Annotated in this window: 14 protein-coding genes; 12 read left to right on the top strand and 2 right to left on the bottom strand. The window is 54.7% G+C overall.

The genetic code is table 11. The features are described 5' to 3' along the window. The first annotated feature begins 202 nt into the window (after positions 1–202). From P1X16_RS13720 to P1X16_RS13670, 11 genes are all read left to right on the top strand, one after another. Positions 203–3,229: a pitrilysin family protein gene (locus P1X16_RS13720; protein ID WP_277229852.1), complete on the top strand. Its 3,027-nt coding sequence runs from the start codon at positions 203–205 to the stop codon at positions 3,227–3,229. Positions 3,230–3,962: 733 nt separating this feature from the next. After that, on the top strand, positions 3,963–7,385 hold the full coding sequence (locus P1X16_RS13715; RefSeq protein WP_277229849.1) for a DUF4175 family protein: 3,423 nt from the start codon (positions 3,963–3,965) through the stop codon (positions 7,383–7,385). 40 nt (positions 7,386–7,425) lie between these two features. Continuing rightward, on the top strand, positions 7,426–7,884 hold the full coding sequence (locus P1X16_RS13710) for an ATP-binding protein (protein ID WP_277229846.1): 459 nt from the start codon (positions 7,426–7,428) through the stop codon (positions 7,882–7,884). After that, the gene (gene ybeY, locus P1X16_RS13705) at positions 7,881–8,372 is read left to right on the top strand and encodes an rRNA maturation RNase YbeY (RefSeq protein WP_277229843.1); all 492 of its coding nucleotides are present in this window, start codon (positions 7,881–7,883) and stop codon (positions 8,370–8,372) included. Before P1X16_RS13710 ends, ybeY begins: the two co-directional genes overlap by 4 nt. Before the next feature lie 337 nt (positions 8,373–8,709). Continuing rightward, positions 8,710–9,438, top strand: coding sequence for a GNAT family N-acetyltransferase (locus P1X16_RS13700; protein WP_277229840.1), 729 nt, complete (start codon positions 8,710–8,712; stop codon positions 9,436–9,438). Between the two features lie 236 nt (positions 9,439–9,674). Continuing rightward, complete coding sequence (mnmG, locus tag P1X16_RS13695; RefSeq protein WP_277229837.1) at positions 9,675–11,543, top strand: tRNA uridine-5-carboxymethylaminomethyl(34) synthesis enzyme MnmG; 1,869 nt, start codon at positions 9,675–9,677, stop codon at positions 11,541–11,543. A gap of 89 nt (positions 11,544–11,632) precedes the next feature. Continuing rightward, positions 11,633–12,526: a class I SAM-dependent methyltransferase gene (locus P1X16_RS13690; protein WP_277229834.1), complete on the top strand. Its 894-nt coding sequence runs from the start codon at positions 11,633–11,635 to the stop codon at positions 12,524–12,526. 308 nt (positions 12,527–12,834) lie between these two features. After that, a complete protein-coding gene (locus P1X16_RS13685) occupies positions 12,835–12,966 on the top strand; it encodes a hypothetical protein (protein WP_277229832.1) in 132 nt (43 codons plus the stop codon). Next, positions 12,950–14,572, top strand: a complete 1,623-nt coding sequence (locus tag P1X16_RS13680; RefSeq protein WP_277229829.1) for an Ig-like domain-containing domain — start codon at positions 12,950–12,952, stop codon at positions 14,570–14,572. The genes P1X16_RS13685 and P1X16_RS13680 overlap by 17 nt, the downstream gene beginning before the upstream one ends. 959 nt (positions 14,573–15,531) lie before the next feature. Further along, positions 15,532–16,023 carry a DUF4385 domain-containing protein gene (locus P1X16_RS13675; RefSeq protein WP_277229826.1) on the top strand — a complete coding sequence of 164 codons (492 nt, stop codon included), beginning with the start codon at positions 15,532–15,534 and terminating at the stop codon, positions 16,021–16,023. Between the two features lie 51 nt (positions 16,024–16,074). After that, complete coding sequence (locus tag P1X16_RS13670; protein WP_277229823.1) at positions 16,075–16,557, top strand: hypothetical protein; 483 nt, start codon at positions 16,075–16,077, stop codon at positions 16,555–16,557. 226 nt (positions 16,558–16,783) lie between these two features. On the opposite strand, the gene P1X16_RS13665 is transcribed toward P1X16_RS13670, so the two are convergent. Then, positions 16,784–18,187 carry an inorganic phosphate transporter gene (locus P1X16_RS13665; protein WP_277229822.1) on the bottom strand — a complete coding sequence of 468 codons (1,404 nt, stop codon included), beginning with the start codon at positions 18,185–18,187 and terminating at the stop codon, positions 16,784–16,786. A gap of 411 nt (positions 18,188–18,598) precedes the next feature. Here P1X16_RS13665 and P1X16_RS13660 point away from each other — a divergent pair, with 411 nt between their 5' ends. After that, positions 18,599–20,119: a glycine--tRNA ligase gene (locus P1X16_RS13660; protein WP_277229819.1), complete on the top strand. Its 1,521-nt coding sequence runs from the start codon at positions 18,599–18,601 to the stop codon at positions 20,117–20,119. Between the two features lie 100 nt (positions 20,120–20,219). Here the strand turns inward: P1X16_RS13660 and P1X16_RS13655 are convergent, their stop codons facing one another. After that, positions 20,220–20,624 carry a hypothetical protein gene (locus P1X16_RS13655; protein WP_277229817.1) on the bottom strand — a complete coding sequence of 135 codons (405 nt, stop codon included), beginning with the start codon at positions 20,622–20,624 and terminating at the stop codon, positions 20,220–20,222. Between the last annotated feature and the right edge of the window lie 229 nt (positions 20,625–20,853).

Below are 20,853 nucleotides of genomic sequence, written 5' to 3'. Positions count from 1 at the left end.
ACTATTTTTTACAATATTCATATTACTTGGCATTCAGAACGGCAAGCAGCATTTCCTATGTTTAGTGGAAATACTGCTGTCTAGGTGGAAAAGATAGATTAAAGTTGACCACAGTTCATGCGTCTTTTTGGATTTGGGCGCGTCTATCAACCTCTTTACTTCCCGATTACGTTTTCATTTTTCTTTTAGTAGTACCATCCATATGACCTTGAAATCTATTTGGCTGCTAGGCCTCGGGGTTGCCTTAGCGTTGCCTCCCGCCACGGCTCAACAAAAACCAGCGGCCAAACCTGCTGCCACTACGAGCGGCACGCGCCTCGTTGAGAAAGTAACCCGCAAAGGCACCGAAGTAGTCATTCCGTACGAGAAGTATGTGCTGCCCAACGGCCTAACCTTGCTGATCCACGAAGACCACTCCGACCCACTCGCCCACGTCGACGTGACGTACCACGTAGGCTCGGCGCGCGAGCAGATCGGCAAATCGGGGTTTGCTCACTTCTTCGAGCACATGATGTTCCAGGGTTCCGACCACGTTGGCGACGAGCAGCACTTCAAGCTGGTTTCCTCGGCGGGCGGCACCCTCAACGGTTCCACCAACCGCGACCGAACCAACTACTACGAAACCATTCCCAACAATCAGCTCGAAACGGCGCTGTGGCTGGAAGCCGACCGCATGGGCTTTTTGCTGGATGCCGTAACGCAGCAGAAGTTTGAGGTGCAGCGCTCCACCGTGAAAAATGAGCGGGGCCAGAACTACGACAACCGCCCGTACGGCTTGGCTGGCGAGAACATTGCCAAAACGCTCTACCCGTACGGCCACCCCTACAGCTGGCTAACCATCGGCTACCTCGAAGACCTGGACCGGTCGGACGTTAACGACCTGAAAAACTTCTTCTTGCGCTGGTATGGCCCCAACAACGCCACTATCACCGTAGGCGGCGACGTGAAGCCGGCCGAAGTGGTGAAGATGGTGGAGAAGTACTTCGGCCCCATCAACCGCGGACCCGCCGTGCAGAACATGAAGCTGCCCGAGCCGGTACTTTCCGCCGACCGATACGTGAGCTACGAAGACAATGTGCGCTTCCCGATGCTGCAAATGGTGTTCCCCACCGTGCCGCAGTACCACCCCGACGAAGTAGCTATTGATGCTCTGGCCGAGATAATCGGGGGCGGCAAAACGTCGTTGCTCTACAAGAACCTCATCAAAACGCAGAAGGCGGTGCAGGCGCAGGCCTACCACCCTACCACCGAGCTGGCTGGCGAGTTTACTATCACCAGCTTGAGCTTGCCGGGCAAAGGCCTCGATAGCATGGAAGTGCTAGTGCGCCGCACCCTGGCTGAGTTTGAGCGCACCGGCGTGACCGACGACGATGTGGCCCGCTTCAAGGCCAGCCGCGAAACCGACCTCATCAACGGCCTGAGCAGCGTGAGCGGCAAAGTAAGCCAGTTGGCTGCCTACCAGACCTTCTCAGGCAACCCCAACCGCTTGCCCCTAGAGCTGCAAAAAGTGCGCAGCCTCACCAAAGCCGATGTGCTGCGCGTGTACAACAAGTACGTGAAAGGCAAGCACGCCGTAATACTAAGCGTAGTGCCGAAAGGTGCCAGCAACCTAGTAGCAAAAGCCAACAACTTCACGCCGAGCAAAGAAGGTTACCAAGCGCCGAAAGACGAGTACGCGGGCCTGAAGTACGTGAAGGCCACCGACAACTTCGACCGGAGCAAGCAGCCCAAGAGCGGTGCTAACCCAGTGGTGCAAGTGCCGGCTGTGTGGCGCGAAGACTTCGAGAATGGCCTGCGCGTGATGGGCAACCGCAACACCGAAATTCCGACGGTGACGATGCTGCTGACGTTGCGCGGCGGCCACCGCCTAGAGCAAACTACCCCCGGCAAAGCCGGTATAGCGGCCCTCACGGCTGCTATGCTCAACGAAGGCACCCAGAAATACACCGGTGAGCAACTAAGCGCCGCTCTTGACCGCCTCGGAAGCTCCGTTCGGGTGTATGGTGGCGAGGACAATACGCAGGTGGTGGTGAGCAGCCTCACCAAAAACATACCCGCCACGCTGGCGCTGCTGGAAGAAGTGTTGCTGCATCCTCGCTTCGACCAAGCTGATTTCGATAGGGTGAAAAAGCAGACGCTGGAAGGTATTGCCAACCAGAACACGCAGCCCGTGGTCATTGCCAACAAAACCTACTCCCGCTTACTCTACGGCCCCACCGATATTATGAGCGTGCCGGTATCGGGTACTACAACCACAGTGCAGAGCATCACGCTCGACGATGTAAAGCAGTTCTACACCCAGAACTATGCGCCCAATGTGAGCTACCTCACGCTGGTAGGCGATGTTGACCAAAAAACGGTGGTGCCGCGCATGGCCTTCCTGAAGTCGTGGGCCCGTAAGAACGTGACGCTGCCCGCCGGCCAGCCGGCCCCGCAGCCCGACAAAACGCGCATCTATTTCGTTAACAAAGACAACGCCGCGCAGTCGGAAATTCGGGTGGGCTACCTAACCAACCTGCCCTACGATGCCACCGGCGACTACTACCGCGCTTACTTGGCCAACTACATTTTGGGCGGCGCCTTTAACTCGCGCATCAACCTGAACCTGCGCGAAGACAAAGGCTACACCTACGGCGCGCGCTCCGGCTTTCAGAGTTCCCGCTATGTAGGTCCGTTCACGGCGCAGGCCGGCGTGCGGGCTGATGCTACGGCGCCCTCGGTGAAGGAGTTCATGAGCGAAATCAAGAACTACCGCAACGGCGCCACGGACGAGGAACTGCAGTTTCTGCAAGCGTCGGTAGGCCAGCAGGATGCACTTCGCTATGAAACCGGCCAGCAGAAAGCGGCCTTCTTGGGCCGCCTTCTCGAGTACGACCTGTCCAACGACTATGTGCGGCAGCAAAGCGAAATTCTGAAGAATCTGAAGCGCGAAGACTTGCAAGCCAGCGCCCAGAAATACCTGCCCGCCGACAACATGTACATCGTGGTAGTAGGCGACCGGACCAAGGCTTTCCCAGGCTTAGCTGAGCTAGGCTACGAAGTGATAGAACTCGACCTGGAAGGCAAGACGGTAACGGCTCCTGCCGCCGCGGCAGCTCCGGCAGCTACTCCAGCGCCCGAGGCGGCTACCGCCGAGAAAATGAAGATGGTAACCAAGGATGGCAAAGGCAAAAAAGAAAAGCGCAAGCAGAAAACTAACGAAGATGGTACAGCTGGCAAAGGCAAGTAATTGCCGCTAAGTGCTTTCCAGTCAATAGAAAGCCCGGTTCGGAAACGAGCCGGGCTTTCTATTTATCCGTGTGTGAGCTACGCACTTCGCCACTTACTTTTTCGTTGCTCTACCACCACACCAAACCAACCAGAACCACTTACTACCCTCTCGATTGCCCTAAACTGGTATTGTCATGCTGAGCGCAGTCGAAGCATCTCGCGTGCTGCCGTTGCCAAACTAACCGTCATGCTGAGCGCAGTGCAACGAAGCCGAAGCATCTCGCTAGTGTGGTAATCTTAGTTAGCCTCACAACGTCAGCACGCGAGATGCTTCGACTGCGCTCAGCATGACGGGTAGTGTTGCAACGACTTCGAGTGAAATACTTTGTCTTTGATGCTTTCTTGACTTGATGCACCTCACGCTCAGCATGAAGGTTGCTTTAACAACAATATGCCAGAGGCTTCTACTCCAAGTAGCACGTTAGACCTTTCGGAAACTAATAAAACCTATACTTCGGTGAGAAGGGGGTAGGGTGAATGAAAAGGTTCTTTATAATTTCAATTTACTCGTATGAATAACTAATAAGTACTTAGCAGCTAGCTTGGTTCAGTGCTCGAACTCCGCTAGCTGAAGCGTGTTGTGTGCTCGCCGGAACCGGCCGGGGGCAAACCCGGTTCTATCGGCGAGGGCGTGCAGCCCGTGCGCTTATTCTGTATCTTTCCCAGGCTGTAAATGGCCTTTGGATTATAGTATGCCTGTGTCGCAAGAATCAACTTCTACCTCTTCGGCTTTGCGGGAAGTGCTGGCCCGCCTCGAAGCCTTTAAGCGCAAGTTCTACCTGTCTCTACTGGTGCGCGGTGCGCTGGTAGCCGGGGCCTTGCTGCTCAGCTTGTTTCTGGTTCTGAACACGCTCGAATACTTCCTCTACCTGCCCACATGGGTACGGGGCGGCTTGTTGTTCGGCTTTTTAGGACTGGCTATCTATGCCTTTATGCGCTGGATTTGGCAGCCGCTGGCCGCCCTCACCAACCTGCGCCGCCTGCTCTCCGACGAGCAAGCCGCTTTGCGCGTAGGCGAGATTTTCCCCGATATCCAAGACAAGCTGCTGAACGCGCTACAGCTGCAAGACAAAGCCCAGGGCAACGCCCTGATTGCAGCTAGCTTGGAGCAGCGTGCGGGCCAACTAGCTGGTTTTCGGTTCGAGGAAGGTATTGATATTCAGAAGCAAACCAAGCCGCTCTGGAAATATGTGGCTATTCCGGCCGCTGCTATTATGCTGGTGTTGCTGGTGTATCCGGCCTTATTTGTGCAGGGCACCGAGCGGCTGCTGAACTACCGCCAGAAATACGCGCCACCGGCGCCGTTTGCGTTTGTGGTAGAAAATAAAAACCTCACCGCTTTCCAAGGCGAAGACTTCAAGCTGGATGTGCGCGTGGAAGGGGAGGTGTTACCCAACGAAATCAGCATAGTATACGGCGGCCGCGAGCGGCGCCTCACCAAAGAGCAAGGCAACCACTTCACCTACCAGTTTCAGCAGCTTCAGCGCGACGTGCAGTTCCAACTAAGCGCTGCCAACGTTGTGTCCGACGACTACGACCTGACTTTGCGCCAGCGCCCTAACCTGCGCGACTTCTCGGTGCAAGTGACGTACCCGGCCTACATTGGTAAGCCCGCCGAAACCATCCGCAACACCGGCAACCTCACGGTGCCGGAGGGCAGCACCGTCCGCTGGCAGTTCGCCACCCAGGCCACCGACCAGCTGCAACTGCTCTTCAAAAGCCCCGACGAAACCGTAACGGCCCAGGAAGCTGGCGAAGACTTCACGGCCTCGCGCAAGGTGATGCGCACCCAGAACTACGCGGTGCGCCTGCAAAACCCGGCCAGTCTCAACCGCGACCCTATCGAATACCAGCTCACTGCTATTCCCGACCAGATTCCGGAAATCACGCTGGAAAGTTTCTCCGATACCACTTCCCTGCGCTACCTCGCGCTCGGCGGTTCGGTGCGCGACGACTACGGCCTCTCGCGCTTGCAACTGCACTACCGCATCACGAGCAAGGGTCGGCCTAACGCGCCGTTTCAAGCGCGGGCGCTGCCACTCACCGGCAACACAGCCCAGACGTATGCCTACCAGTGGGACCTGCGCCCGCTGAAAATGCAGCCTGGCGACCGGCTCGAATACTTCGTGCAAGTGTGGGACAACGACGGCGTGCACGGCCCCAAGTCGGCGAAGACGCGGGCGGCGGAGTTCCGCTTGCCGAGCCGCCAAGAGTTGCGCGAGCAATTGAATTCGCAGTCGGAATCGGTGCAAAGCCAACTCAGCAAATCGGCCGAGCAAAGTAAGAAGCTGGAGCGTGAACTGGCCAAGAGCCAAGACAAGCTCAAAACCAAGCGCGACCTAAATTTCCAGGACCGCAAGCAGCTCCAAGACATGCTGGAGCAGAAGCAGCAGATGGATCAGCAGATGGCGGACATGAAAAAAATGTTCGACGAGCTGACCCAGAAGCAGGACGAGCTAGACCCCAAGAGCCAGGAGCTGGCCGAGAAAGCCAAGGAGCTGCAAAAGCTGATGGAAAGCCTGCTCGACTCCGAAACCAAAAAGCTGTACGAGGAACTGCAGAAGCTGCTGGAAAAACAGCAGGACATGACGCAGCCCGACATGCAGAAGCTGATGCAACAGCTCGAGAACAAGGAAAACACCTTGCAGAAAGAGCTGGAGCGGGCCCTCGAAATGTTCAAGCAATTGCAGTTCGAGCAGAAGCAGGAAGAAACCTTGGATAAGCTGCAGGAACTAGCCAAAGAGCAAGAGAAGCTGGCCGAGGAAACGCAGAAAAACGACAAGGAAAACGCCGACAACAAAGAGAGCAAGCAGCAACAGCAACAGAAGCAGGAAGACCTGAAGCAGCAGCAGCAGCAAAACCAGCAGCAGTTCGACGAGCTGAAGAAAGACCTGCAAGACCTGAAAAAAATGGACGACCAACTCGGCAACGAAAACGAGGCCGACGAGATGAAGCAGGAGCAGCAGCAGGTCGACGAGCAGATGGAAGAAAGTGAGCAGCAGCTCTCGAAAAACCAGAACAAGAAAGCCAGCCAAAGCCAGCAGCAAGCCGCTAAGGGCATGAAGCAAATGGCGCAGAAGATGCAGAATCAGATGAGCGAGGAAGAGCAGGATCAGCAGCAGGAAAACATCGACGACCTACGCGACATCCTCGAAAACTTGCTCAAGCTCAGCTTCGATGAGGAAACATTGATGAAGGATTTCCGCAAAGTCGACCAGTCCGATCCGCGCTTTGTGCAGCTCGGCCAGCAGCAACGCAAGCTCAAGGACGACGCCCGCGTGGTGCAGGATTCGCTCTACTCCTTGGCCAAGCGCGCCTTCCCCATCCAAAGCTTTGTGACGCGCGAAGTAGGGGAGATGAACGGCCGCATCAACGAGTCGCTGGACCATATTCGGCAGCGCAACGTAAGCCGCGCCACCGCCAGCCAGCAGCAGGCTATGACCAGCATGAACAACTTGGCGCTTATGCTCAACTCGGCGTTGCAGCAGATGCAGCAACAGCAGCGCGAGAGCATGGCCCAGCAGCAGTCCGGCGACGGCAAACCCGGCAAGAGCAAAAAGAAAGGCAAGCAGTCCGGCGACGGACAATCGGGCCGCATGGGCAAGATGCAGGAGCAGCTCAACCAGCAGATTCAGCAGTTGCAGCAGAGCGGCAAACAAGGCCGCGCCCTCAGCGAAGACTTAGCGAAGCTGGCCGCTCAGCAGCAGATGCTTCGCCAAGCGTTGCAAGAGTTGGAAAAACAACAAAAAGGTGGCAAACCCGGCCAGAAAGACGGCAAAGGAGAGCAAGCAGGCGGCGGTACCGGCGAATTGAAAAAAATGATGGAACAAACCGAAACCGACCTCGTAAACAAACGGCTAACGGAGCAGACGGTCATGCGCCAGCGTCAAATTCTGACTCGCTTGCTCGAAGCCGAGAAATCGGCACGGGAACGGGACCAGGATGAAAAGCGCGAGGCCCAAACCGCCCGCACGCTTCCACCCGTATTTCCTCCTGCCTTCGAGCAATACAAACGCCAGAAAGACCGCCAAACTGAGCTTCTCCGCACCGTACCTACCACTCTCACGCCTTATTATCAGCGGGAAGTCAGCGAATACTTCCAGAAAATGAAATAGCGTTGCTAAGTTTGCGCCCCGCCGTTCCTTACCATTTCCTATGAAGCAGGTTAAAATTCAGATTCCCTCGCTTGTCGAGAACATTCGTGTCGTGGAAAGTTTCATCGATAACTCGAAGGACACCTTTCATATCGAAGACGATATTTATGGCAATATCATGGTAGCAGTGACGGAAGCGGTAAACAACGCCATCCGCCACGGCAACAAATTCGACAAGGACAAAAATGTGTACCTGTCGCTGTACGTCGATACCGACCGGGTGAAGTTTGAGGTGGAAGACGAAGGTCAAGGTTTTGACTACACCAACCTGATAGACCCCACTGCCCCCGAAAATCTTGAAAACCCCGGCGGCCGTGGCATCTTCCTGATTCGCCACCTCGCCGACGAAGTGGAGTTCACCAAAGACGGCCGCAACGTGCAGCTCACGTTCATGCTTTCTACCCCTTCGGAAGCAGCCAACGCAGCAGAGGACACGACTTCCAGCAATTATCAGGCATGATTCAGCACCCGCCCGGTACCGAACACGAAATGAACAGCGGCCTCCCTCAAGATTCGCACGAGTCGCACGGCATCGAGTTTCTGGTGGAAGACGTGCCATTCGAGCTAGCCGACGCGGAAGCGTTAGGCTCGTGGATTGAGCGGGTGATAGATGTGCACGAATACGAGTTGGTGCAGCTCACCTACATCTTCTGCTCCGACGAATACCTGCACCGCGTGAACATGGAGTACCTCGACCATGACACGTACACCGACGTCATCACCTTCGACAATGCCGATGATGCCGACATCATCGAAGGCGACATTTTTATTTCGGTGGAGCGGGTGCGTGAAAATGCGCAGCAGCTAGGCGTTCCGTTTATCGACGAGTTGCACCGCGTCATGATTCACGGCGTGTTGCATCTGTTAGGATACGCTGATAAGGACTTGATTAGCCAAACGGCCATGCGCGCGAAAGAAGATTATTGCTTGTCGTTGCGTACCTTCTAAAAAATCTTGCGAGGTTTCTCAAAGCTGTAATAAGATAAAACGCCCGCCTAAACGCGGGCGTTTTTTGTATACTTTAGAATACGCAAAGTGCCTATCAAAACATTCTGCTGAGCGAAATCAAAGCATCTACCGTCCTGATAGTATGCCGACATTATAGTGGTATTGTCATGCTGAGCGGAGCCGAAGCATCTCGCGTGCTGACGTTGTGAGGCTAACTGATTATACCACCCTAGCGAGATGCTTCGGCTCCGCTCAGCATGACGTTTTTATAGTTCTACTACTTAGTGCGATGCGTGCTATCAACTCAGCACCCTGTTAATTACAAGCAGTTAGCCTTATGTCCGCTACTCCTTTTCAAATGCCCGTTATCCGGGGCGAGGCGCTGGATTTTTATCTAAGCCAGGGGTATTACCGGATGCATCAGGACCTGTTTACCTGCCAGTTTCTGCCTATTGATGGTGGTTTTTACACGGTGCACTGGCTGCGTTTGGTGCTGGCCGATGTGCAGTATGGCCCAGAACAGCGCCGCCTGTTGCGCCTCAACGAACGGTTTTCGGTGCGGTTCCGGCCCTTTCAGCTTACCGATGAGCTAGAAGCTCTTTACGCTGTGTACCGCCGTTCCATCACCTTCGATGCGCCCGCCACGGTAGAGGAATTTCTGCTGGCCGGCGCAACGCACAACATCTTCAACACCGAGGTAATTGAAATCCGGGACGGGGAGCAGCTGATTGCGGCCGGCATCTTCGACAACGGAGCACGCAGCCTGGCTGGCATCATGAACTTCTATGACCCTAGCTACCGCCGGCATAGTTTGGGCAAGTACCTGATGCTGCTCAAAATTAACCACGCCATTCGCCAGCAAAAGACTTACTACTATCCTGGTTACCTCGTCTATAATTATCCGAAGTTTGATTACAAGTTGTTTCCCTGCCTGGCGGCTACCGAGGTGTTCGACTGCCGCAGCAGCCAATGGCTACCATTTTCGTGGGAAGCAGTGGCCTCTCAATCAGCTGGTTTGCTAGCTGATTGGCAGGAAGAGTACTTCGACCAAGATATGGAAGAGTAACCGTCCGGGTCATACAAAAGAGCAGCAGAGTGCCTATCTTTGCGCACGTTCTGAGCGGGTTGCGTCCGAACTTTCGATGATTTGCAGGGAAACGCCCGCCTTGTTGCGGGCGTTTCGCATTGTAAACCCAAGCTTCGGTTTGGGAAGTCGTGGCGGACGTTGAACGACCTACGCAGCAACTGGTGTTATCCCCAACACACTTATGCCTCGCCAAGTTAAAACTTGGCGCTACTACCATGTTTCAGCAAGAAGAATACGACGTTATTGTAGTAGGAGCGGGCCACGCCGGCTGTGAAGCCGCGGCGGCAGCTGCCAATTTGGGCTCCAAAGTCCTGCTCGTAACGATGAACATGAACACCATCGCGCAGATGTCGTGCAACCCGGCTATGGGCGGCGTGGCCAAGGGCCAGATTGTGCGCGAGGTGGATGCTCTCGGCGGTCAAAGCGGCATCATCACCGACAAGACGATGATTCAGTTTCGGATGCTGAACCGCTCGAAAGGCCCTGCTATGTGGAGCCCGCGCGCGCAGTCGGACCGCATGCGCTTTGCCGAAGAGTGGCGCAACACGCTGGAACAAACACTGAACGTGGACTTCTGGCAGGAAGCTGTAATGGGCTTATTAGTAGAAAACGATACGGTAGTGGGCGTGAAAACGCAGCTCGGTATCGAGTTTCGTAGCAAAGCCGTGGTACTCACCAACGGTACCTTCCTGAATGGCCTGATTCATATTGGCGAGAAAAACTTCGGGGGTGGCCGTGCCGCCGAGCGTGGTAGCACCGGCATCACCGAGCAGCTCAAGGAACTAGGCTTCGAGGCGGGCCGCATGAAAACCGGCACCCCGCCCCGCGTAGACGGCCGCAGCCTCGACTACTCGAAAATGGAGGAGCAGCCCGGCGACGAAGTACCAAGCAAATTCAGCTACTTGCCCACACCACCGCTGGTGAAACAGCGTCCGTGCTATATCACCTACACCAACTCCGAGGTGCACGAAATCCTGCGCGAAGGCTTCGAAAAGTCGCCGATGTTCCAGGGCCGCATCAAGGGCTTGGGGCCGCGCTATTGTCCATCGGTAGAAGACAAAATCAACCGCTTCGCTGATAAGGACCGCCACCAGATTTTCGTGGAGCCCGAAGGCTGGAGCACGGTGGAAGTGTACGTGAATGGTTTTTCGAGCAGCTTGCCCGAGGACGTGCAATACCGCGCCGTGCGCAAAATTGCGGGCTTCGAGAAAGCCAAGATGTTCCGTCCCGGCTACGCCATCGAGTACGACTTTTTCCCCCCGACGCAGCTCAACCTCACGCTGGAAACCAAGCGCGTACGCAACCTCTACTTCGCCGGCCAGATCAACGGCACGACGGGCTACGAGGAAGCAGCTTGCCAAGGTCTGATGGCCGGCATCAACGCCCACAACCGCGTGCACGGTAAAGACCCCTTCATCCTGAAGCGGAGCGAAGCTTACATTGGTGTGCTCATCGACGACCTCGTGAACAAAGGCACCGACGAGCCCTACCGCATGTTCACGAGCCGCGCCGAGCATCGCATCCTGCTCCGCCAAGACAACGCCGACCTGCGCCTAACGCCGCTTGGCTACGCCATTGGGCTGGCTTCGGAAGAACGGATGGAACTGGTGCGCGAGAAAGAGCGCCAAACCGGTGAGGTGATTGAGACCTTAAAGAACTTCGCCATCGAACCAGCTGAAATCAACGGGTTGCTGGCGGAGCTAGGTTCGGCCACTATCACCGAGAAAACCCGCGCCATCAACCTGCTGCGCCGCCCCAACATCGAGCTATCGACCCTGACGGGCGTGCTGCCGGGCCTGACGCTGGCGTTGGCTCCCTACGGCCCTGAGGCGCTAGAGCAGGCTGTGATTTTGGTGAAGTACGAAACCTACATCGAGAAGGAAAACCAACAGGCCATCCGGGCTGCCGAGCTAGAAAACTTTGTGATCCAAGGACGCCTCGACTACAAAGCCATGCCCGCTCTCTCGCACGAAGCCCGTGAGAAACTGTTGCGCGTGCAGCCCGAAACCATTGGCCAGGCAGCGCGCATCAGCGGCGTTTCGCCCGCCGATATTTCGGTGCTCATGGTGTACCTTGGCCGATAATTGATTACAGATTCCAAGTCCTGAACGGGTAGGTGGAAAACCAACTATCCGTTCAGGATTTGGAATTTGCGATTCACAATTCCCGAAAAGTGGTTTACGAACGGTTAGAGAAGTGCCCAGTTTGTGGAAAGTCAGCGTTTCGCAACAAGCTGGTAGTGGAAGACAAATCAGTTAGCAAGGAAAGCTTCGCCATTCAGCAGTGCGAAGCGTGCACCTTTCAGTTCACCAATCCCCGACCCGATGCCGCCCACATCGGCCGTTACTACGAGTCCGACGACTACGTGTCGCACAACAGCGGGGCGGCCGGCGTTATCAACCAGGCTTACAAAGTCGCGCGGTTTTTCACGATGCGCCGCAAGGTGGCCATGCTCAACAAGCTGGCGCCGCGCAAGGGTCGGCTGTTTGATTACGGCTGTGGCACCGGGCACTTTCTGGCTGCCGCCAAAAGCAACGGCTGGCAAATAGCGGGGTGGGAGCCCAACGCCCGCGCTCGGGAAGAAGCCTCCGAGCGCGCCGGGCAGCCTATTGGTACCGAAAGCCTGATTTCATTTGAGCGCGGAAGCTTCGATGCCATCACGCTTTGGCACGTGCTCGAACACGTACACGAGCTAAACGAAACCCTGCAACAACTCATCAGCTTGCTGAAGCCCGATGGCGTGCTGCTGATTGCGGTGCCCAACGTGGATAGCCTCGATGCGCAGCACTACCGCCAAGATTGGGCCGCCTACGATGTGCCGCGGCACCTCTACCATTTCAGCGAGAAAACCATGACGCAGCTACTCAAAAAGCACAAGCTCACGGTGCTCCAAACGCTGCCACTGTCGCTGGATGCTTACTACGTAAGCATGCTCAGCGAAAAGCACCGCGCCGAACGTGGCGGCGGACTGGTATCGGTGCTGAAGGCGGGGTACAAGTCCAACCAATACGCTGCTCAACACGAGGGCCAATACTCCAGCCTCATATACGTAGCCGCCAAACGCTAATTGCAATGCTTCTGCCCGTGGTTTGCGTGTTGGGTTCCGTGCTGGCTATGCTGCTAGCCGTTCCTACACGCGCCGGCAGGGTAGGGGAGAAGTTGCTTTTTAAAAGGGCCTTTGTGCTTGTCACCCCACCACTGTTCCCTCCGAGAAAGAGGTGCGTTCAAAAAAACAGACGACTGCTACTTCTCTTCCGGAGGATGTCGCGCATGAAGCGAGGTGGGCCAGGGTTGGGGCAACCACTTCGCATACGCTTCCGGTAATTTCGCACGTTGCTACGCGTATGTTGCTTGACACTGTGTGCCGGCTGGCTCTTGGCTCCCAACACCGCTACTGTGTCGGTCGACGAAGGTAAAACGACCCGCAAAACCACTTTATTGACAGCGTTGGCCATTGCCGCGCTGACTATCTCCACGCTCTTGCTTTATAATGTCCGTTCGCGCTAATCTTATTTTTCTGCTGGCTGCCGGTGCCGGCTTGGTTGGCTGTGCTTCCATCAGTTCGCCTACGGGCGGTGAAAAGGATGTTGTGCCGCCCAAGCTAGTGAGCACAACGCCCACCGATGGTGCCCGCAACTACAAAGGCCAGGTGGTGCGGATGGTGTTTTCGGAGTCGGTGCAACTCAAGGACCTTAGCAAGAACCTCATTATCTCGCCGGCGCTGCCGGAAGATAACCCCTACAAGCTGCGCGAAGACCGGAACTCGATTTCCTTGCTCTTCGATAAACCCCTTGACCCGAACACCACCTATTCCTTTAACTTCGGCAATGCCGTAGTCGACATCACGGAAAGCAACTTAGCTTCCAACGTGCAGGTGAGCTTTAGCACGGGCGCCGTACTCGACTCCGGTGCGGTGCAGGGCACGGTGCGAGATTTGCTGACCAACAAGCCGGCCGACGCAGCGTCGGTACTGATGTACCCGGAATCCGATACGGCGGGCGTGCGCCGGGGCCGGCCGTACTACTTAGCGCGCGCCGATAAGAGTGGCGCGTTCAGCTTGCGCAACCTGAAAGCTGGTCGCTACCGCATCTACGGCCTTGCCGACAAAAACCAGAATACCCGCCTCGACGAAGGGGAGAAGATTGGCTACCTACCCGATTTCATCACCATTGGCCCTAAGCCCGATTCGGTGGAGTTGCTGCTGGTTCGGCCCGATGCGCGCCGGCCGGTCAGGGGCAGCCAGCAAGGCTCATACTCACAGTTCCAAGTAAGTTATGGGGAAGGACTTCGCTCGGCTGTGATTGCACCAGTAGGCGCTGCGCCTACGCCTCAACTCAACGAAGCTGTTCAAGTCGCCGAGCAAGGACGCAGCGTAATCCTGTATCGGAGCCCAGCGCTGGCGGAAGGTCGTTATTTGATTGCTGCCACCGACAGCGCCGGCAACGTCTCGCGCGATACGCTGAACGTGAGGTTCCCGGGTACAGCGCCTACCAAGCGCGGCCCGGTGTACACGGTAGAAGGTTCGCCGCGGGAAGTGTACCGGCAGGGGCAGGTGCAATTCGCCTTTACAGAGCCCCTCCGAGTGGCAGCCGGCAAGCCATTTGCGGTGTTGCAGGAAGATTCTGCGGCCGCCCGCCGCCCCCTGACGCTGCCAGCCAATGGCATCCTTAGTCCTGACCGCACCAAACTGACGGTGCTACTCGACACCAAAGCCAAGAACACGATTACGCTGCGGCTGGATACCGTCAACCTGACCACCATCAGCGGCCAGCGCCTCGGCGCCAAGCCGCTGCGCCTCCGCGTCACCGACCAGGCAACGTACGGCAGCCTCGCAGGCACCATCGAAACCAAGTACAAGCGCTACGAAGTGCAGCTTCTTGATTCGCAAGGCAAAGTGGTAGCTTCGTTGGATTCACCGAAAGGCACTTTCCTCTTCGACCGGCTAACTCCAGCTGTCTACACCTTCCGGGTTTTGATTGATGCCGATGCCGACGGTCGCTGGCGCGGAGGAGACCCCAAGCTGCTACTACCGGCCGAGCCTGTCTATCTGCGACCCAAAACAGAACAAGTACGCGCTGGCTTTGAATTAGAAGCTATCAGCCTAGCTTTCTAAGCTAATTCAACTCAATAAACACCAAGCTCATCTTTGTAGTCGCTCTAGCGCGGCTTCGAAGATGAGCTTGGCGTTTTTACCTGGTTTAGTACGTCAGCTAACAATGGAGCGTAAGGCTCAACCTAGGCCTGCTTTAAGTGTGCACAAGTCACCTGAAGTAACTTAAAAATGCCTCTACTGGCTGGAAACGACGTTTTACTAGCTTTTCCAGTTTAGCCCTTCTTTCGTGACAGTTGATAAATCTGCCTGAAAACCGCTTTTCCAACACCAAATCCAATAGTTTCCACAGAAGGGAAAGCGGTTTCCAGTTACTAGGTGCGGTTTTAGGTGCTTATCCACAGCAAATCCACAGGTTTATCCACTCTGTGATGCGCACCACCGGTAATCTGTGGATAACACGGGGGAAATGTGGGGATAATGCGTGCAGAAAAATGGGATAAGTTTTTTTGCGCATCTCAGGTCTCTAACAGCTCCGTTTTCCCACCGCTCCGTTGTGGACAAGCGTGGATAAGTTTGCCACTTAGAAAGCGCTTTCCACACCCCAAATAATTGTGAATTGTGGATTAGTGGATAAGCCCTGTGGATTGTTAAAAACTCGGTTAAGTATCTGATAAAAAGCAAGATGATATGCACACACCCTGTTGATAGACGGTGTATAAAGCCGACTCTATGCACAAGTTATCCGGAGTGTGGATTACTCTTTTCCATTGTCCACTTATACACAGCCCTAACGACGGGGATAAAAAAGATTTATTTAAAAAAAGACTTTTAAAAAGTTATTAACTGTGTGGACAACCCGGCTGGCCCTCAAAAAAAAAAGCAGGGCGCCTGACGTGTGATTAAGCTGGACCGAGCAGTTGGCGCAAAACCACAGAAAGCAGTTAAAGGAGTAAGCTGGGCCGCGGGCCTTCATCTTATTCATGATCGGTGCGTATACTGTTGACAGCTGCCTCGTCTCTATGCCCTTCGATTACGACCTTGATTTTCGCACAGTGGATTTTCGGGCCCACCCCGAACTCTACCGCGTGGGCAAGGGCGAGCAGGGAGTCCTGCTTGTACAGCCCTATAAAGGGGAGATTCTGCCCCACTGGCGCTTCCGGACCCCGGCAGTGGCACAGGAGTCGGCCGACACGATTTACAAGCTGTTTGAGGCCTACTTAAAAGCCGAAGACTTTGTAGGAGCCGATATGGCGCGTAAGTTCTTGCAAATGGGCTTCACTAGGTCCCGGCGCTATGCCAACCATAAGGGAGGCAAGAAGTACGACGGTCCGGTGCCGGACGACAAGAAAGGCCAAAGTGGAGCTCATGGCCGCGCCGAGTTGCCCCGGTCAATTGAAGACGCCGAAAAGGCGGAAGCAGCGGCCATTTTCAAGCTGAAGTGGGACCAAGCCAAGCAGCACCCCGACTACCTACGCCAGATGGCCGATTTTAAAAACCGCTACGGGAAGTGATACCCGTTTGGCTACCTTTACTCCTTCCACACTCTTTCCACCACAACCGCCATGAACACTACTCAACAACCTTCTAGTACTGAAGAAAACGAAATTATTCTTGGTACCGGAATGGGCCCTCTACGCTTTGGGGCTTCCATGGATGAAGTGCGCGCTCTGATGGGTGAGCCCGAAGAAATAGAAGAATCAGAAGAAGAAGATGAGTTCGAGCACCAAGCCTGGAACTACCTGGAAGAAGGCTACTCGCTTTACTTCGACCGGGAAGACGACTACCGCCTCAGCTGTATCGAAACCGACCACCCCGGCATGCGGCTCTTCGGCGAGCCCATCCACGGTAAATCACCCGACCGTATTCAGGAACTGATGCGCCAGCATGGCTACGAAGCCAGCGAGGTGGAAAAGATGGATACCGGCGAAATGCGCGTTTCCTACGAAAAGGAGATGATTGACCTTTACTTCGATGAGGACGAGCTTCAGTTCGTGAATTTCGGAGTCTTTATTTCGGAGGACCTGGACGTGCAGTGGCCCGCCTAGTATCAACTTATCCACAAAACAGGCGTTTTTGCCTGTGGATAAGTGGATAAGTGCTTGATTTATCAAGTATTGAGGTCCTCCTATATCCGCCAACTGCGTACTTATCCACCGTATTCATCTCACTTTGGGAATAAGGTGAATAAAAAAAGCCGCTCTGCACTAGAGCGGCTTTTTGCATTTGTATGGGAGCCCAATACTTGCGCCCTCCTGATTTACTAAGAACTGATTACCCTAAAATAGCCCGGAACAACAGGAATAACCCGCCGGACAGGGCCATAGTTACGGGCAAGGTAAGCACCCAAGCTAGTGCAATGTTGCGCACCATTTGGGGGTTCAGGTTCTTGATACCACGGTTGGCTACCATGGAGCCGGCAATAGCCGACGACAGTACGTGCGTAGTAGACGATGGCAAGTCGTAAGCCGTAGAAATACCGATCATACTAGCGGCAATCAGCTCCGATGAGGCGCCTTGTGCATACGTCAGGTGTTCTTTACCAATACGCTCACCAATGGTTTTTACAATACGCTGCCAGCCGATCATAGTACCTAAGCCTAACGAAACCGACACGATGAGCAGCACCCAGGTAGGAGCATAGTCGGTGAAGGTGCGCATGTTCTTCAGGGAACTGTCGAGCGAACTACGGTCGGCGGCGCTTAAACTTATTTTTTCGCTGCTTTGAATTTTCTTGGCTTGGTTGCTGAGCAGCAGGATGTCTTTGCGGATCTGGAAACGGGCATTTTGGGGGAGCTGGGCTACTTCCGTCTTACCCGCAAAAATGGAGTCCAGCGAATTGGTGTGCATCCGAATGTTGGTTACAGCCGTGCGGTCATCTGCACTCAGGTCCGCCGGATTCACTTTTTGCATCACCTGCTCCACCTTTACCAGCGAGTCGCGCATGTCGAGGGGGTTCTTGCCGTGGTCGAGCGCAAAGAAGGTAGGTACAATGCCAATCAGAATCAGCATGACCAGTCCCACGCCTTTCTGGCCGTCGTTGGAGCCGTGGAAGTAGCTCACCAGCGTACAGGTAGTAACCAGAATCAGGCGAATCCAGAGCGGTGGCGGCTTGCGCTTGTGTGGCTCTTTAAAGATGGTTTTGTTGGCCACGAAGCGCTTCAACAAGAACATCAGGATGATGGTGAGCGAGAAGCCAAACAGCGGGCCAATGAGCAAGGCTAAGCCAGTTTCACCGGCTTTGCTCCAGTTCACGGCTGCGCTCCGGGTACCTGGCAGCAACGTAAAAGCAATACCTACGCCGAGAATACTGCCAATCAGGGCGTGGGACGACGACGAGGGGAGACCGTAGTACCAGGTACCTACGTTCCAGATGATGGCCGCCAGAATCAGAGCGCCCACCATGGCAATGCCGTGGTACACGTTCTGGTCGACCAAACTCTCGACGGGCAGCAGGTACACAATACCCATGGCCACGCCAATGCCGCCCGTCAGTACGCCAATGAAGTTCCAGAAAGCCGACCAGACGACGGCCACCCACGGCCGGAGGGCATTGGTGTAGATAACCGTAGCCACGGCGTTGGCCGTGTCGTGGAAACCATTGACAAATTCAAATGCGCAGGCTGCTAGCAAACAGACAATAAGCAGAATCAGCACATGAGGCTCTAAGCCAAGCATAAAAGGAAATTTGGTGGAAATTCAGATTTCAACAATCAAAGGTAGGATTGCCCAAAGGCGGCACAAGATTATGAAATTGTTACGGGTGCAATAAAAATCGTCGTAGGACAGTCGCTAAACGCAGGCAAGCCCTTGGAGTTGAGGCAAGCTCAGGGGTGTCAAGTAGCAGGTTGATAAAGGTGCTTTGCTGCACAATACTTGGCTTTCATCCAATGTAAGCTTCGCAGCCTACCAAGCTTATACTACTTTTGTCGTCATTCAAGAAGAGAAGCGCGTAGCGAAACTAAGAAGGTAAGACAAAAGGGAAAGAGCCGGCATTCAGCACTTGGTCTTTTCGCGGATGGCTTCTTTGTTTTCCACAGGCTTTTCCTTTCTCTGAATTCCACTCCCGATTCTATACTCTTTTCGTTTATGAGCAACGCCCCGCAGAAAGCCGCCGAAACCGCGGAAAATACCTTGGCCGACATTGTGTCGCACGCGAAAGAATACGGCTTCGTATTTCCGTCCAGTGAAATCTACGACGGGCTTGCCGCCGTGTACGATTACGGCCCGAACGGCGTGGAGCTGAAAAACAACCTCAAGCAACTGTGGTGGCGGGCCATGACGCAGCTCAACCAAAACGTGGTGGGCATCGACGCGGCCATCTTTATGCACCCGCTTACCTGGAAAGCGTCCGGTCACGTCGACGGCTTCTCGGACCCCATGATCGACAACCTCGACAGCAAGAAGCGCTACCGCGCCGACGTGCTGCTGGAGGAGAAAGCCGCCGAGTACGAAAAGAATGGGGAGAAAGAGCGGGCCGATGCACTGCTAGCCGAAATGGGTCGCCTGCTTACGGCCGAAGACCTAGCGGGTGTTCGGCAGCTCATCATCGACGAGAAAATAGCGTGTCCGGTTTCCAAGACCAGCAACTGGACCGAAGTTCGCCAGTTCAACCTGATGTTCTCCACGCAGGTAGGCGCCGTAGCCGGCGACTCCAGCCTGATCTACCTGCGGCCCGAAACAGCGCAAGGTATTTTCGTCAACTTCCTGAACGTGCAAAAGTCGGCGCGGATGAATATTCCGTTTGGCATTGCGCAAATTGGTAAGGCCTTCCGCAACGAGATTGTGGCTCGGCAGTTCATCTTCCGTATGCGGGAGTTCGAACAGATGGAAATGCAGTTCTTTGTGCGCCCTGGCACCGAGGATGAGTGGTACGACAAGTGGATGGAAACGCGCCGTCGTTGGCACGAAGCAATAGGCTTATCAGCCGAAAAGTTGCGCTTTCATGTCCACGACAAGCTAGCTTTCTATGCAAAGGCCGCGGTTGATATAGAATACGAGTTTCCGTTTGGCTTTAAGGAAATGGAAGGTATTCACTCCAGAACTAACCACGACTTAAGTCAACACCAACAGTACAGCCGCAAAAAGCAGCAATACTTTGACAACGACATCAACCCCGAAACCGGCAAGCCCTACGGCAACTATGTGCCCTACGTGGTAGAAACTTCTGTCGGGGCTGACCGGCTGTTCTTGGCTACACTTTGCCAGGCGTTCGTGGAAGAGACAGTGACAGAAGGGGAGGGCGAGCAGCAGCAAACCAAAACCCGCAAGCTGTTGAAGCTACACCCCGCGGTAGCCCCTATCAAAGCGGCCATCTTCCCGCTGGTACGCAAAGACGGGCTACCTGAAAAAGCAACGGAAATCTTCAACGCCCTGCGCCACGATTTCCGGCTTGTGATGGAAGAGAAGGATGCCATCGGTAAGCGCTACACCCGCCAGGACCTCATCGGTACGCCTTTCTGTATTGCTGTCGACCACCAAACCCTGGAAGACAACACCGTAACCGTCCGTCACCGCGACTCGCGCGAGCAAACCCGCATGCCTATCTCGGTGCTGCGCAGCTATATTGGTGAGGCCGTAAGTTTCTCTCGGATATTCGAGAAGCTATAGGCTAACTACTTACCGTGGTACAATAAAAGAGAAGGCCCTAACACTAGTTAGGGCCTTCTCTTTTATTATCATTTCGAATGTGGATAACTCTGTGGAAAACTTAGTTACTGCTAAGCCAGTGGGTAGCCTCGCGGCGCGAGGTGAAGTAGTTGAACTCCACTTTAGAGGGCGGCAAGGTAGCAGAACTGGACGCTAGGATATTGCCGATTTGGTACTGATACTGCTTCTCCGATACCACCGCTGCAATGAACAACGAGCGGTCAGGGTAGGGAAGCAGAATTTCCGTCAGTGGTTGCAGAATATGCTCGGTTTCGTCGGTGGGGGGAGCGTTACGCTTCAGGTCCAGCAACAACTTAGCGACATTGTGCTTCAGCATTTTTTCCAATGCTTTCTGGTAGGTGGTCCTGAACGAAATCGACAGACGCGTAGCGCTATAGCTAAGACAAAGAATGTCGGAAGCCGAGTTATAAATAAGGGACGCGTCGGGTGTGTGAAAGAAGGTCATCGAAAGCGGCAAAACTTATGTATCGGCATAATGCAATGGTTGAAATCTGCAAAACACTGATGGGCTGTCTATTAAACTTTATCTTCCATAGAAAGTTGCCTTTGCTCTAAATTTATTTGTTTGCCATCAGAAACTCCTTGACCTCAAGCGTAATGAGGGACCCCGCTTACGTGGCATAGAGTCCGATAAGCTGCCGATGGTTGCGTACCTTTGCTGCATTTTAGCAGCC

It is taken from the genome of Hymenobacter sp. YC55, from assembly GCF_029433095.1.
Taxonomy (GTDB): domain Bacteria; phylum Bacteroidota; class Bacteroidia; order Cytophagales; family Hymenobacteraceae; genus Hymenobacter.
Note: the sequence above shows the minus strand (reverse complement) of the source record. Positions and strands in the feature narration are given on the sequence as shown.

Bases quoted from the DNA above. Each gene is read 5' to 3' on its own strand.
- P1X16_RS13720 (WP_277229852.1), top strand. From the start codon at position 203: ATGACCTTGAAATCTATTTGGCTGCTAGGCCTCGGGGTTGCCTTAGCG.
- P1X16_RS13715 (WP_277229849.1), top strand. From the start codon at position 3,963: ATGCCTGTGTCGCAAGAATCAACTTCTACCTCTTCGGCTTTGCGGGAA.
- P1X16_RS13710 (WP_277229846.1), top strand. From the start codon at position 7,426: ATGAAGCAGGTTAAAATTCAGATTCCCTCGCTTGTCGAGAACATTCGT.
- ybeY (WP_277229843.1), top strand. From the start codon at position 7,881: ATGATTCAGCACCCGCCCGGTACCGAACACGAAATGAACAGCGGCCTC.
- P1X16_RS13700 (WP_277229840.1), top strand. From the start codon at position 8,710: ATGTCCGCTACTCCTTTTCAAATGCCCGTTATCCGGGGCGAGGCGCTG.
- mnmG (WP_277229837.1), top strand. From the start codon at position 9,675: ATGTTTCAGCAAGAAGAATACGACGTTATTGTAGTAGGAGCGGGCCAC.
- P1X16_RS13680 (WP_277229829.1), top strand. From the start codon at position 12,950: ATGTCCGTTCGCGCTAATCTTATTTTTCTGCTGGCTGCCGGTGCCGGC.
- P1X16_RS13675 (WP_277229826.1), top strand. From the start codon at position 15,532: ATGCCCTTCGATTACGACCTTGATTTTCGCACAGTGGATTTTCGGGCC.
- P1X16_RS13670 (WP_277229823.1), top strand. From the start codon at position 16,075: ATGAACACTACTCAACAACCTTCTAGTACTGAAGAAAACGAAATTATT.
- P1X16_RS13665 (WP_277229822.1), bottom strand. From the start codon at position 18,187: ATGCTTGGCTTAGAGCCTCATGTGCTGATTCTGCTTATTGTCTGTTTG.
- P1X16_RS13660 (WP_277229819.1), top strand. From the start codon at position 18,599: ATGAGCAACGCCCCGCAGAAAGCCGCCGAAACCGCGGAAAATACCTTG.
- P1X16_RS13655 (WP_277229817.1), bottom strand. From the start codon at position 20,624: ATGACCTTCTTTCACACACCCGACGCGTCCCTTATTTATAACTCGGCT.